Origin of the sequence: Pedobacter sp. MR22-3 (genome assembly GCF_026240075.1) — a bacterium.
GTDB lineage: Bacteria > Bacteroidota > Bacteroidia > Sphingobacteriales > Sphingobacteriaceae > Pedobacter.
Genome location: NZ_JAPIVF010000002.1, coordinates 176,074 through 190,547, shown reverse-complemented (window position 1 = coordinate 190,547; position 14,474 = coordinate 176,074). Strand labels below are relative to the sequence as shown.

The following is a 14,474-nucleotide window of genomic DNA, read 5'->3' as shown; positions in this document are numbered from 1 at the left end:
TCTATAATTAATGAACTCGAACGAACTCCTCATTGAACTCAGGAAGTTTGTACTTACAAAATCAGGATTGCGAAATATTGATCCGGCACATTGTAAAGTAATTTCTGAGTATGTATTTCAGGAAACTAAAAACTATGTTAGTGAAACCACTATCAAACGTTTCTTTGGTTTTGCCAATACGCTGCATAAATTTTCGCTGTTCACTTTAAACAGCTTATCGCAATATATCGGGTATGCAGACTGGGACGCTTTTACGAAAGATAAAAGAGATAACCTTACAGCTGACCAGAGTTTATGGCAAACTTTAAAACTAAAGGCTAAAGCCATTACAGACTCATCCCTGGTTAACAAGAAAAATAATTCTGGTGTACCGTTTGAGTTTACGGCAAAAAGGAGTTTCTATTACCCGGATTTTGATTACTTTCTAAAAAACAATTATCAGTTTGCCACCATCAGTGCCCAGCCTGGTCATGGCAAATCTATCCTGGTTGCCCATCTGGTAGAGCAGTTTTTCCATGCTGACCATGCACTATATAAAAATGATATTGTTTTAATGATTAATTCCTATGCTATCATGACCACCATTCAGGCGGGATTAACATTAAAGGAATGGTTTTTAAAAGAATTCAATTTCGCCAGTGTGAGTGATTTAGTCACTTATTTTAAAAATAACCCCAACCTGAAAGAAGGCCGATTTATTATTATCATTGACGGCATCGATGATTACATTGCAAACAGCAACCGGTTTAAGTTATTTGTAGATTTTCTGTACAGCATTGAAGAGAATAACTTCTTAAAAACGGTCATCAGTTTACGTACCCACACCTGGATAAACCTGCAGCCTGTTTTAACCGGATCGGCATTTTTAACCAAATCATGGTATACCGGCGTATATTATGATGAAGATACGTTATGCAATGTTCCACCGCTTAATAACAATGAAATTTTACATACACTCAGTCATATTGAGAAAAAGCAGGTTACCATAGATGATATTAGCCAGCCATTAATCACACAATTCAAAACCCCATTCTGGCTACAGGTATATTTTAAGCTTTCCAATGAGATTAAAACACTGGAACTTGAAGATCCGTTGCTATGCTACGAGCTGATCAATTATTTTCTGGAGAAAAAAATATTTTTAGCTAAAAAAAGTACCGAAAAAATATTTCTGCTAAAAAAAATAACCGAGCATATTTCCATAGGGAACAAAGGTTTAAGAGTAGCTAAAGAAAACGTGCTGAGCTATATTGACAGCTATCCTGAAGCCTATGAAGAATTATTGTATACCGGTATCTTAATTGAAGAAAAGAGGTTAAGCACGGTTGTACCTACAGAAATCGTTCGTTTTTTAAATAATGACATCTATACGTATTTCGTATTTATCCAGATTACCGAAACTTTCAAATACCGGTCGAGCAAAGCGTTTTTTGAACATATATTACAACACTTTTTGCCTAAAACCCCCTTAAGAAACAATATCTTAAATTGGGCGGTCAGATTTTGTGTAATCAGAAATGAGATTTCCGAACTCAAAAATATCTTAACACTTCCCTTTACTAATGAAGAAAAAAACAAAGCCTTTGATTTCATTTGCAGTGTTGCAAAATATGAACTGAGCAAGCCAAGTGCCATGTTCAATAAACAGAGCATTGGCGAAGATTTTATCAGTTTGCTGGCTTCAGGCAGAACCATGAGCAGGTTATACAAGGAGACGGTTAAACATATTTCTGATAATGTATTAAATGAGGATGTGCAAATTATGTTGCATGTTATAGAATGCAATATCTTATTAATTGATATCGATAAAGCCTCATTGGTGAATACCATGCAGTTGTTAAAGCGAAAATATAAAAGGCTGAATGAACTTTTCCCTATTAACCCTTACGACCTGATTTTATATTTTTATAACAACCTGATTAACAAACCAAATGAAGGGCGGGCGATTGAAGATAAAATTATTAAGCTTTGCCATCAGATTGACCGCACACATCCATTAAAGAATGAAGCACTTACCACGGCAGAAATTCTTTCCTACCGGCTGGTGTTGATTACATTGTTTGCACAGAAAAACTATGCAGAATGCCACCGTTTCATTATGGCTATCCTGAATAAATACCCCAATATTTTTCATATCAGGAATTCTGTATTTTCACCATTCCTGCTCATTCACTTGGGCCATACTTATCTAAAACTGAATTATTACAAGAAAGCACAAAGGATCGTTAATTTTGTAGATAAAATTATCAGGAGCGAATACACCTACTACACACCGTTTATTTCAGTTGGTTTTTTTGTTTTTAAAGCCAGCTTTTATAATTGTATTCACCACTATGAACAGGCAATTGTGGAATGCGATGAGGGCTTAAGAATAGCACAAAAATCCGATTTCAAAACGATGGAAGTAACCCTTTACCTGTTAAAAATAGACGCCCTTAAACATGGTGAAGAATCGGAAGAAGTATCAAACGTCATTAAGCAGCTGTTAAACTTTTTATCACGACATAAAATTTCCATGCCGGATTATACAAACTTAAATGGCGGAGATTTTGAACAAACCTTCAAAGTATTAAAATCATACCGTGAATAAAAAAAGCCTGTTGATGGTGATCAACAGGCCTGGCATATTTTATTTGATCAGGTTATAGAGTTCATCCAGTTTTGGTGACAGTACAATTTCTATTCTTCTGTTTTTACTTCTTCCCTCAGCAGTGGTATTTGCACCAAGGGGTTGATATTCTCCTTTTCCGGTAGCCGTCATCCTTACACTTTCTACCTTCTCATTTTCAGTTAAATAACGGACAACTGATGTGGCCCTTAATACACTTAAATCCCAGTTATCTTTAATTTGCCCCAGGTTATTGATTTTCTGGTTATCGGTATGCCCTTCCACTGCAATATTAATTTCCGGCTGTTGCTTTAATACATTGGCCAGCTGGGTTAAGGCTTGTTTACCTTTATCATCAATAATAATACTTCCCGAAGGGAACAACAGTTTATCAGTTAAAGAGACATAGACTTTACCATTTTTAATGTCTACCGTTAAGCCACTTTTGGTAAAGCCTAATAATGCCTGCTGTAATTTTTCTTTTAGCGAGTTTGTGGCCTCATCACGTTTGCGCAATACTTCTTCAACTTCTTTTAAACGCTTTTCTCTTGCGGCTAAATCGCCAGATAATTTGGTAATTTCAGTAGTGGAATTGTTTTTAAGCTTTTTATAATTCGCATCTACTTCATTGTAGCTGTTTTGAAGATCTCTCAATTCTTCGGCCATCATGGTGGTATCCTTTTTAAGTCTGGATACCTCTTTTTCGAGATTTTCTATCTTAACCAGTCCTTCATTGAAAGCAGTATACAACGAGTCTTTGCTGCCCAATAAGGCTTTATACTTTTTCGGAGATAAAACAACACATGAGTTTAAGGAAGAGACGAACAGGAGAACAGCAAAAGCGAAGAAGGTGTTTTTCATATTAGTATTAAGATGTTAGTATTATGTAGCAGGTTCAATAATTGTGGTTACTGATCAATAGCGCTCCGTAAAAATGCAACTAAAGGTTGTACCGTACCAAAAGAAATTATTAACTTATTAACGATTGAGGGCTTAAAAAATTCTTCGTCATCCAGTTTCATTGTGGCCTCAAAACTTTTAAGTTTTAAATATTCGATGTTCGGATCAGCCGGATCATAGCCTTTAGGAGCATTCTTTAATGCATTGGATGTACCCAATTTAAAGTGACTTTTAAAGTCTTTGTTATTGATGATCGCTTTAAAATCACCGATATTGTAATCGATCTCCTGCCTGATGAGTTTAACATCCGGCGCTTCAGGCATCCAGTAACCACCCGCTACAAAACTATTGCCCGGCTGAATATGCAGGTAATAGCCAGGTCCGTTCCCGCCCTTACCTTTCGCGGAAAACCAGATCCCGAAATTATTTTTATACGGATCTTTATTTTTACTGAAACGAACATCCCTGTAAATGCGCATCAGACTTTTCTTCGCATCCGTATCAGCCGAAATCGTGGGATCTATTTTAGAAAGTTCCGGAATAAGTGCAGCAACCAGGTTTAAAACGTCTTCCCTGGCTTCCTCATATTTAGCTTTATTTTCAGCAAACCATTCACGGTTATTGTGGCTGGCTACATCTTTTATAAATTTTAAAGTTTCTTTTTTTAACATTGTTGAGATATTAATCTGGTAAACTGTAGAGTTGGTCAGCTGACAAGTTGGATTGAATTGACTAAGCCACTATCTATAAATAACTTACCAAATCTCCAACTAACCCTTTCATTTATCATAATACGGCTTGTACTTAATATTTGGCGACAAAATATGCAGTAATATAATTCTCGAATACCGGTAATTGAGCGGATAAAGAATAAAACAGCCCGCAAAAATCACAATAAGATAATGCCAGAAGGTATCATCCGTTAAGGGACCAAAAATAAGGTAGGTAAGCAAACTGGCCAGCAACATTTCAATCACATTCATGGCATAACTCACGTACATGGCCGCATAAAAATACCCTGGTTCAATTTCAATCCTTTGTCCGCAGTGGCTGCAAACTTCTTTTGTATGCTGAATGTTCCAGCCATACATGCTGCCTGTAAAAATATCACCTCTGCGGCAATGCGGGCATTTGCAATGCACAATGGCGTAAAGCTTGGATGTTTGATCGGCCATGGCTTAGTTCAAATGAAAGGGCTCTTTCTTCATGTCCAGGTGAACATTCTTTTTGCGGTATTTTTTATACCACACCACACCAACCACCACGGCCATGAGATATGGAATGGCTAAAAGATAGAGTACACCTGTATTCAAACCGGCAGAAACCGTATTACCATTCTTATTGCCTTGTTCAGCATTGATGCTGCACATGGCACATTGGGCATTCACTTGTGCTGCAATACCAAAGTTGAGCAACGCCAGAAATAAGACAAAAATCATTTTCCTTTTCATGTTCACAAATATACAGATTTAACGACTGGAGCAGCTTAAAAATTATGTCATAAAAACCCCTGCTGATGAGGCGAGGATTTAAAGGCCATTGCAAAAATGTAAATAACCCTTATTCTTATAATCTGCCTGAAGATTGTTCAGGAGTGTTCTTACTTTTAGATAAAAGTACATTTTACCCAGGTCTTTGCTGTTATCCCAACCCACTAATTGATAAGCTACTTGGGCATAAAAATCAAAGCTGAATTTGTAAAATCTTAGCCATCGACTATTGGAGTACATCCCATTAACATATGATATCTTAAGGGAAAAATATTTTTATTAGCAATAACAGATTGGTAAGGCTCTTGCAAAATATTAAATGCAACTTTATCCGGCTTTGTCTGGCAAGAAGTCAAAATAAAATTTAAGCTTATGATTAAAGTAAAGATGTTAATTTTATTATTTAAATATTCTTTAGCCGACCCTTTTAAACCTCCTTATTTCCCAAGGAAGTTGCATCCTTCACTATTGATTCTATATATTCCTTAATTTTATTTTTATAAAATGTTTTATATTCAATTTTTTTATTCCCAACTTTTATACCAACATAATTCTTTTGCCGTCCCTTATACAGTATTTGGAAAATCTGGTAAAATATTAATCTGCGATCCCTCAACAAAGATCTAGGATTCAATCTTTTAAGAATCCGTTATCTGTTAATTCTAACAGCCTTTAATTTATTTTTATTCAGACAGACCATGATACTTAGAAAAAGAAAAGAAAGATTAAATGCCAAACAGATGATTATCAAGGCATCAGCTTTTATCTGAAGTACAACAGAAATTAAATATAGAAGTGCCGAAACTGGAACCGTTAACATAAATGCGAATAAAAAACGGAAAAACTGGGTTTTGGCATGATCAAAAGCATTGATAAAATCGTAGTAAAAGCCCAACATATTAAGGCCTAAAAACATAATTGCCATTATCAATAAGCTTGTATTTTCAATTATGTAATAGTTGGCCTTTGTAATTACATCAATTACATTTCCTAATGCATTTTTGAGAATCAATAATGGCATCCCGAACACGGCAAATAGTACACCAATATAAACGATCCAGAAAAAAGATTTTATGGATAATTTTTCAGTCCCACCATCTTTGTAACTCTTAATAATAGTTTTATTAAATCGTGATGGCCTAAAACTGTATAAAACAATAAAGAAAAAATAAAACTCAAGCTGGAAAATGGTCAGTTGGTAACCATCGTTTGTATTCCTGATTAAGCTTTCGTTAGTTTCTTGGGTAATGAAGAAATAGAATAACGAGCAAACAACATAGAGCCTAAAAAGTAGGAAATAGCAGAATAGAATAGTTGAAATTCTTTTGGCAATCATACTTTAATAGCTATTTACATCTAATTAAGAGACTAATTTAAGCCTATTTTATCCACTCCAAACTATTTATTATTTTTCCAACAATATCTTATGTTTCAACATGACTCTTTTCAAACCTAAGCCTTCCCTACTATAAACAAGTTTCATTTGCTTAAATTGTCCACCCTCATCATAAGTCATCCATGTAAAGCTATGAGCTAAATCAAGATCTTTTGTTTTAATAAGTGGAGATAGATAAGGCTTTAACAAACTAAACATACTAGTAATAAGTTCATTGTCATAAGCGCGATAAATTCTAAATTTTTCTGTATTAAATGCTAAAAATATTTGAAATAACATTTGATAAAACCAAGATCTTCTGGTCAATTCATATTGTATCGGTTTATCAAAGTAAGTAAATAGCTTATGTTCATTCCATCCACGATGGTATGAAATAATGATGTCATCAATTGAATCAATAGCGATTTTCTCCTTTAAAAAGAATGTTTCAATAATCAGATCGTTGTTTTCCAAATAAATTTTATAGAACATATTCTACAATATAAATTTATCTTATTAAAGAAAGTGCTTCCCCTTTATTTTTTCTATGAAAGATTGCCTGTTCGTAGACTACACTGTCCGTTTCATCATCAGAAATAAATTTTAATCCGATTGGTTCATTAGGAATTCTAATTGCAACTAACTTTCCTCCACCTAAAAATATTATTTGATAATTTTCGATAGGCAAGGAAACTATTTAGACTTGGCTTTGAAATCGACTTTGCAAGTTTAATTGGCTTTCTTCCTGCCAAAACTGGGTTATCACCTTTACTTTTCAACGACTTGTAATCATAAACACTGCTACATAATGAATAATTTCTTCAATGGATTTATCATACCCACCAATATAATTTTTTTTCACATCACCATGATAGATAAACCTAAAATGCGTACTAGTAAACATACCCCGCTCGTTATTAAATTCTTCTGAACAAGAAAGATCAAGTATTTCTGGCCAAATATATAAATGATCTTTTTCTGTAATGCCTATACTATTTATAACTATTAAAGGTTTCTTCTTAAATGTGTACTTAAAATTCCACAGGTAGCGTATGCCAATAAAAATGATGTTAAAAAAAATAAAAGCAATAAGGCCGGGTCTACAAAATATAAAAGCGCTGTAAGTAAAAGAGAAAGAATACTGAGATATTTAAAGTCGTTATGTGTTTCAAAAACCTCTAATTGATCACTCGGATTTATTCTCGGAAAATTTGGAGAGATTTTGATCTTCAACTCATTCTCTAAATATCCATGGTCTGTTCTTTCCAATATTATTTTTAATTAATACCTTATAAAGATTCAAATTCTGTTTTGCTTTATTTTCTAATAATTTCGAAAGTATTTGAGCCTTTAGGTTTGTGTAATAATATTCCCCAACTTGTTATCCTTCCTTTGGGCGTTTTACTTATCAAAGCAGTCCAGTTTTTATACTTACCATTGGGTATAACCAGTGTAACCAACCTGCCATTTCCATAGATTTTCATTTCATAATTATCAAATGGTTGCATATTTCCAGGGCATAGTTTCAACATTTTTTCTTTGTTGTTTTGATAATCAATTTTTGAATCCTCTGGCGTGGTATAGGTAACAACATCCAATTCCTCGTCTCTCTTTTTACACAGCTTACGGAAATCATCAATTTTCCCAGTATTGAGCAAATCTTTTAGATTAGAAAAATATTCAACTACCTCCTTTTGCAGGACATTTCTATCTATTTTTTTCAAATCTTGACTTTCACTCCAACCTTTGACCTGATAAGGTAAATCTTTAACATCTACCTCCCAAGCCTGTTCCCAAAAAGGTACCTTTTTTGTAGGCGCCTGAATCTTCAACTCGCTTTTAGCATAGTCTATTTCATTTGAGTAGCCTAGTGGCGCATTTTTGTCTGAAACAATTTTTGAAAAATAAATATGCCATCTTGCGGTTTCATTAAAAATGATGTCTTTTGGCAATACCATTTGATCAGAAGAATCTTGCTTAGGAAGAAACTTGATTTTTAAGGTATGTTTTCCATTGCCTAATAAATAAGGATTCAATTCAGTTGTATTGCTTATATTATTTCTATAGTAGGAATCAATAAGTATATCATCCAAATAAAGTTCATAAGGAGATAACGCATTAACATGAACTATATAGCCTATTTTACCTGCAGCTGGATTAGCACTTTCTTGTCTATTCATTTTTTCTGAGTTTTTATTAATGTTATTTTGTGATGTTTGTTGGCAATTACAAAAAATCATCAGAATTGAGAATATTGTTAAACTAATTTTCATATGATATCTATATTCCATGGATCTTTAGGGTCTATTATTGAGAATTTATGATCGGGTTCTTCTTCCGGCTCTCCCTCTTCACTTTTAGCGTCATCTTTCGCGCTAAATTTCAACCAGACCTTGCCGGTCAGTCCATTAAATTTCAGCAAAGCTGGGCATTTATTATTTCTTTCATCATGGGTTGCCCTAACCTCAAATTCGGCTTTTCCTTCTATACGAGCGTCGGCTGAAATCGACCCAATTCCCTCTATACTTGCATTTACATCAACACCTGCATTGAGATATACTTCAATAGGAATATAAAATTGGATTTCACCACCATCCCAACCATCAACGCTATGGTATTCCAAGGCTTTAATTTCTAAATTAAAATCAACTTTTGCCCCTACATTTATGTAATAATCAATCCTTATGGCTCCTAAAGTTAAATAATTTACTTTTTTAACTATTTGTGACAGTCTATACATCGCTTGGCCAATGGGCCCGATAAATTGAGCATAGAATAACAAATCTAATTCGCCTTTAATACCGAAAAGTGGTTTTGCAGCAAACTCTAAAAAATAAAATGCGCCCATTTCATTTGGTTTAGATTTACTTTGAGCAAACTTACCTTGTATACCGCCACTAAATGCAGGCGTGGATACTTCTATTCTGAATGGAAGCCCCCTTCCTTTCCTAAGCTTCCAACGTGCTACCATCTTTTTACTAGAAGGGGAACCATCTGTAGTTCTTGCGGTTCCGCTTGCAATAGCGGCCTCTCCTTCTTTTGCTTCATCAGCAAAAGTAATTTCCTTAAATGTTTCGTAGGCCTTCAATAAAAAATTTATAGCATTTAAAAGAGGAAATCCATCTCCAGGAATTAGGGGATTCTCTTCACCATCAATTTTAAAACCAGCTTCAAAATCCAATTCATATTTTTTTATCTTCCAGTTTTTTTCCTTTTCTTTTAACCTACTTTCTTTAAGTTTCTTGTTTTGACCTTTTTCAGTAAAAAATTCTCTATGCTTGTAATTAGGGGTCTGTCTTACATATACTGGTTCTTCCGTCTCATATTTCACATTAATCCACCATTCCAAATTAGGAAAAACCCTTGTCCTTACTAATTGATTGGGATACCTGCAAGTTGATACAGGCACAAAGTACTGTTGAACAAAGTAATCTTTCCAAAAAATATATCTTGCCACCCATGCAATTTCTTTAACCTTTAAGTTGGCCGCAGAATATTGTTCGTCAATTTCATAACCTATGGCTTTGAGAATGGCATTATCATAACTTTTATTATAAAGATATTTGAGCTTTAGCTTTAATTTATCTTCTCCTGCATATTCATAATCCGTACCAGCAACTAAATTTTGTACTTTTTCAACATCATATGCTGGTTGCTTTTCATCAACTATAACATCGGTATCGTTTTCATTTTCTGCTGTTACAGCAATGTTCGATTTTCGTAATTGCTTTTTATGTTTTGTATCTTCAACTCTTTCGTAATCATTTCCTAACTTTTTAGCTGCCAATATGGTATCCATCAGGAAAACATTTTCTTTACTATCGTGCTTTTCGTTTTTAGGTAGCATTACCCCCATGCACATTACATTTTTATTATGAAGCTCTTTTAAAGAAATTAATACATCTTTTTTAGCATCGCCCCTAATAATATCGAAGGTTTGTGAAGTTTTATCTCCACTGTCAGCCAATTTATTTTCGTCAAAAACAACAAACGGCTTTCTATCTTCATCTCCCTCATCACTAATTTCAATCATAGAATATCCACAAGGATCATATTCTTTCCTTGTGTATTGTACATCGCCAATATATTGTATCTGGTTGTTCTTTTTTGCTTCAAGTTCCCTTAAGATTACATCAAAGCTATTATACTTTACGGCAAAAAAATGACTCGTTGGTATTTGCTCAATTTTATTATCGACAGTCTGGAACCATTGTTCGTCTTTAGGATTACAAATATAGATAACGCCAGTCTTTTTATTTTTAATGGCAATCATCACATAATATTTTTTTGTAGGTTGTGCTTTATGATTTTTATGAAATTTATCTTTCCAATCTAATTCTATGGTAATAGGTACTATGAAACTACAATTTGCACTGAGACTTGATTGATCTTCAATAAATTTGTTTAATTCTCCTTCAATCAATGGCTTGTCTAATATGAACTTATAACCATTATCACAGCGATATTCTCTTTCTTTGGTACTTGCTGTTGTTTGAGTGTCACCAGCTTCATCTAATAATTCTATAGTAAGTTGTAAATTCTCCCATTCTGTAGCAACATCTACATTAATTCCATCTTGAATAACATTACTGCCTTTGGGAAGGCTTTTAATAGGAAGCATGTGAGTGGAAAAATATAGCTTGATTGTAGTATTATAATTATAAAAACCATCATTAATTCCTATTTCTGGATTATTTTCTATATTTTTTTGTTTATCAAAATAGTACCCCCGAATTTCGGGAAGGTTTTTTACTGCCATAAAAGGAAATGATATCCCATCACCAGGCTCGTCAATAAATAAAATCATTACATAGCCTGCGCCTTCCCAAAATGGATTTTCTTGCGAAGTGGGTGAAAATGTAATTTCGTTTCCTAGAATATAATTTTTATCAATGCCATATTTTTTGATTGGAACGGTACCATTTTCCTTTATGAAATAACCCCAGACATCTTGCTTAGCTTTATTTTTTTCAAGCTTTGAAAAAGAATAACTTAAAATATATGCCCATTTTACTTGAGAAATAGCTGCTTCTTTTTTTGGTATAAAATCTTGTTCAAAATTCTCATTGGTTGCAAACTCAACAAAAAATTTATGATCTTTTCCAATTTGCATAAGAATCGCAGAATTATAATTCACGAGGAATTTTTTACCATTAACTTCGTAATAGCAACTTTTTATTTTTTTCATCTTACTTAGCATTTAAGTATTCATAAGGAGATGGCACATTCATTTGCTTTATATTCACCAATGGGTTAATCTGCGATTGTTGTTCCTCATCAGCATTATCAATATTCTGCTGAGAAGGCTGTCCTTTTTGCCCTGTTTTGGCAAAAAATATACATGGCGAACCGCTAATGGTGCAAACCCCTTTACTATCTTCTACCAAAACCTGCCCACTGTTAATTAACACCATGTCTTTATACATGCCCTTCCATTCAGTTAGTGCAGGCACACAGGGCTTAAAACCACCCGGGGTTGGCTGAAGTTTACATTGGCCAAAGGTATTTTTTTCAAAAGTCATTCCGATATCTACATGAGACGCAATAAGTTTTTGTGCACCATCTTTATCGTTCACATAATGTTTTTGCTGGGTAAGCACTTTCAATTTATCCGTTGTGGTACCAAACTGGCATTGGCAGGTAGCACCTTGTACAATGATTTCTTTCTGTGACATTTCTCTTCTCCTTTATTTAACCCAATACTCTTGCCCAAAACCCCTTTTTCTTTTCAACAGGAAGACCGTTATTTCCCTCTTGAATTAACAACTGCTGATCTGTTGCCGGAATGCTGCTTTCAATTTCATAAGCAGAAAATGCAATGCGCTTAATGCTTATCTCTTCGCCCTTGTCCTTTTTATACAAATTCCAATCTACTCGGGCATGTTTAAGCAAAGCTCCATCCCGGTCTAAATCAAACACCGCATTTAATTTCATTTTTAAAGGCCCTTCTAGCTTTACTTGTGTTTTTTGCGCTTCAGTAAGTTCACATTCTGAGACAAAATTCACGTTAAATGTCCCATAATCGGTATAGTTGGGCTGAATAGATTGGACACCTTCGAAAGCCACGTTTTTATAAGCGATAACTGGAAAAAACAATGTACTTTGTTGTGATAAGTTACCATCATATTTTAGGTATTGGGGATGAAAAAACACGTTCCAGAACATATCTGCCTTTAATGCATATTCGAGCTCAAACCTATCTGATATCTTTTTCTCCATCTTTTCTAAATAGAGTTCCGCATATCTGCCTTCATACTTATCGGAGATCTTTTCGGCTACCTGTTTCCAGCGGTTTAGGATTTCTCCATGATTAACAATTCCTCTAAATATCTCGTTCGTAGAATTTACATCAACCTTTAAGGGATAAATGGCACTCATGGCCATACTGGCTAATTGTTCGCCCACAAAATCGGGTTCATGGCGATCTATGAAAAGTTCTGTTTTATCAAAGCATAACTGCCAAACTTTATTTTCATCCCTAAATTGGTTCACCTTGAGGTGGATCTGGTAATCTAATCTTTTTGTCGCTTCTTGATTGCCCTGGTCGTAATATTTAATGGTAATGCCATAACTTCTGTAAGATCTTGGCTTCGGAGCAAAGTCTATAGCGTGATTTAAGTTAAGTTCAATCTTACCTGGTAGAGATGAATGTGAGGGTTTATTTACTTTTTCCATAAGCTAGCAGTTAATAAATAATTCTCTTACCATCAGCATTCGGATCCATACCTATTCCTTCTTTTCGTGCAGACCAGTGCAAATATTTATTTCTTAAAATCCGCAAATCTTCTTGCTGCTGCTTTTCTTTTTGATAATCTGCATATTTCCTTTCAGGTATTTTAGCCCCTGCATATTTTTGATCAAGCTGATCAAGAGGTTTAAAAGTATAGGGTTGCCCATTACCCATCACATAATCTTTTAAATAGCCTTTTACCCTCACCAATAAGGCATCATCAGAAATACTATATTTAGTTTGTTCAACCTTGGTTGTATTAATTGGATTGTTTGCTATTTTGGCATATTGTGCCATATAATGAAGGGGAATGTAACTATATTCCTTTTTGATCAGTTTTCTTGTTCCTTTTAATGCAAAGTATGCAAAACCACCAGTAATTTCGAGTTCATTATCCTTATACCAAGCTTGCTCAATTAATTTTCTTTTGAATACTTCCAGGTTATTTCTATTGGTCCAGGTGGTTTCCAGTTCTTCCTTTACTTCAGGACCGGTATCATAACTACCACCTACATCACTATGTACTCCGGGAAATGATTTTTCTTTTCCCATAGTTACTTTCGTAAGTGAAAAGTTCTGTCTATGCTCATTTTCAGCAATAAAATGAATTACAGTTTGTGCTCTTCCTATTTCATTTAAATGAAGTTCATCCACATCATTAAAATTAGGCATTGCGCTGATATATTTTGAATAAGATGACACGGTATCAAAAATACCTAAGAACCTTACTTTGATTTGGTTTGGTTTAATTTTAAAACCAGCTTGTTCACACATCAGCCCTAGATGCCCACATGCTGGTAATACCTGTGCGCCTGTTGGCTTCCCGTCTGAATCAAATTTTGATACTGTTCCTGATCTGGGCTCTACTATAACGCTAGGTTTATATTCAGATTTGCCAATTTCATAAACAAAGTTTCTTGCCGCCGCCGCTCCTCTACTAAAACCAAAAACATCAAAGGTTATACTGCGCAATTTTTTACTTCTGTTCGCCATTAAAATCCTGCTCAACTTTTCTGATACAATCTTTTCGCAGGCAATTCTTACTTTCCCTCTAATTCCTGTATCTCCAGAACCAAAAGCATATCCAATAGTACTGTCTGATTTTTGATCTTCAGTTCCGATTCCTTCAATATATAGGCTAGAAGCCTTATCATAGTTATCCCAGAGTCTTGCTACATTAGACCAATCATTATAATAGCTGCTTTCATCATCGTCCTTTCCGTATTTCTGAAAATTGCTTGTATTTGCCAGCCTTTCATTGGTATTGGTTTTACTGTTTTTTGTACCATCAAAAAAAATTCCCAGATTTATATCAAGGTATTCAGTTATATTATTTTTTGGCGTGTAAGCTCCTAATTGAACACTAGTCAT

At 34.4% G+C, this 14,474-nt stretch carries 13 protein-coding genes; 1 reads left to right on the top strand and 12 read right to left on the bottom strand.

Annotated elements, in window-relative coordinates; all coding sequences use genetic code 11:
* Positions 1-10: 10 nt before the first annotated feature.
* Positions 11-2,590, top strand: coding sequence for a hypothetical protein (locus tag OQ267_RS04650; RefSeq protein ID WP_265835068.1), 2,580 nt, complete (start codon positions 11-13; stop codon positions 2,588-2,590).
* 39 nt (positions 2,591-2,629) lie between these two features.
* Here OQ267_RS04650 and OQ267_RS04645 read toward each other — a convergent pair whose 3' ends face one another.
* From OQ267_RS04645 to OQ267_RS04590, 12 genes are all read right to left on the bottom strand, one after another.
* Complete coding sequence (locus tag OQ267_RS04645) at positions 2,630-3,469, bottom strand: OmpA/MotB family protein (protein WP_088302240.1); 840 nt, start codon at positions 3,467-3,469, stop codon at positions 2,630-2,632.
* 47 nt (positions 3,470-3,516) lie between these two features.
* Positions 3,517-4,179 (bottom strand): DUF2461 domain-containing protein, encoded by a 663-nt coding sequence (locus tag OQ267_RS04640; protein WP_088302239.1) that lies wholly within the window; start codon positions 4,177-4,179, stop codon positions 3,517-3,519.
* Between the two features lie 108 nt (positions 4,180-4,287).
* Positions 4,288-4,683, bottom strand: a complete 396-nt coding sequence (locus OQ267_RS04635; protein ID WP_265820333.1) for a DUF983 domain-containing protein — start codon at positions 4,681-4,683, stop codon at positions 4,288-4,290.
* A gap of 3 nt (positions 4,684-4,686) precedes the next feature.
* Entirely contained in the window at positions 4,687-4,959 is a 273-nt protein-coding gene (locus OQ267_RS04630) for a hypothetical protein (RefSeq protein WP_088302237.1), read from the bottom strand.
* A gap of 688 nt (positions 4,960-5,647) precedes the next feature.
* The gene (locus OQ267_RS04625) at positions 5,648-6,019 is read right to left on the bottom strand and encodes a hypothetical protein (RefSeq protein ID WP_265835067.1); all 372 of its coding nucleotides are present in this window, start codon (positions 6,017-6,019) and stop codon (positions 5,648-5,650) included.
* Between the two features lie 384 nt (positions 6,020-6,403).
* Entirely contained in the window at positions 6,404-6,847 is a 444-nt protein-coding gene (locus OQ267_RS04620) for a hypothetical protein (protein WP_265835066.1), read from the bottom strand.
* A 34-nt stretch (positions 6,848-6,881) separates the two neighbouring features.
* Positions 6,882-7,061, bottom strand: a complete 180-nt coding sequence (locus OQ267_RS04615) for a hypothetical protein (RefSeq protein WP_265835065.1) — start codon at positions 7,059-7,061, stop codon at positions 6,882-6,884.
* 628 nt (positions 7,062-7,689) lie between these two features.
* Positions 7,690-8,553, bottom strand: coding sequence for a hypothetical protein (locus OQ267_RS04610; protein WP_265835064.1), 864 nt, complete (start codon positions 8,551-8,553; stop codon positions 7,690-7,692).
* An 89-nt stretch (positions 8,554-8,642) separates the two neighbouring features.
* Entirely contained in the window at positions 8,643-11,561 is a 2,919-nt protein-coding gene (locus OQ267_RS04605; protein ID WP_265835063.1) for a hypothetical protein, read from the bottom strand.
* A 1-nt stretch (position 11,562) separates the two neighbouring features.
* A complete protein-coding gene (locus OQ267_RS04600; protein WP_265835062.1) occupies positions 11,563-12,048 on the bottom strand; it encodes a PAAR-like protein in 486 nt (161 codons plus the stop codon).
* Between the two features lie 16 nt (positions 12,049-12,064).
* Positions 12,065-13,048: a hypothetical protein gene (locus OQ267_RS04595; RefSeq protein ID WP_265835061.1), complete on the bottom strand. Its 984-nt coding sequence runs from the start codon at positions 13,046-13,048 to the stop codon at positions 12,065-12,067.
* Positions 13,049-13,058: 10 nt separating this feature from the next.
* Positions 13,059-14,474: a T6SS phospholipase effector Tle1-like catalytic domain-containing protein gene (locus OQ267_RS04590; RefSeq protein ID WP_265835060.1), complete on the bottom strand. Its 1,416-nt coding sequence runs from the start codon at positions 14,472-14,474 to the stop codon at positions 13,059-13,061.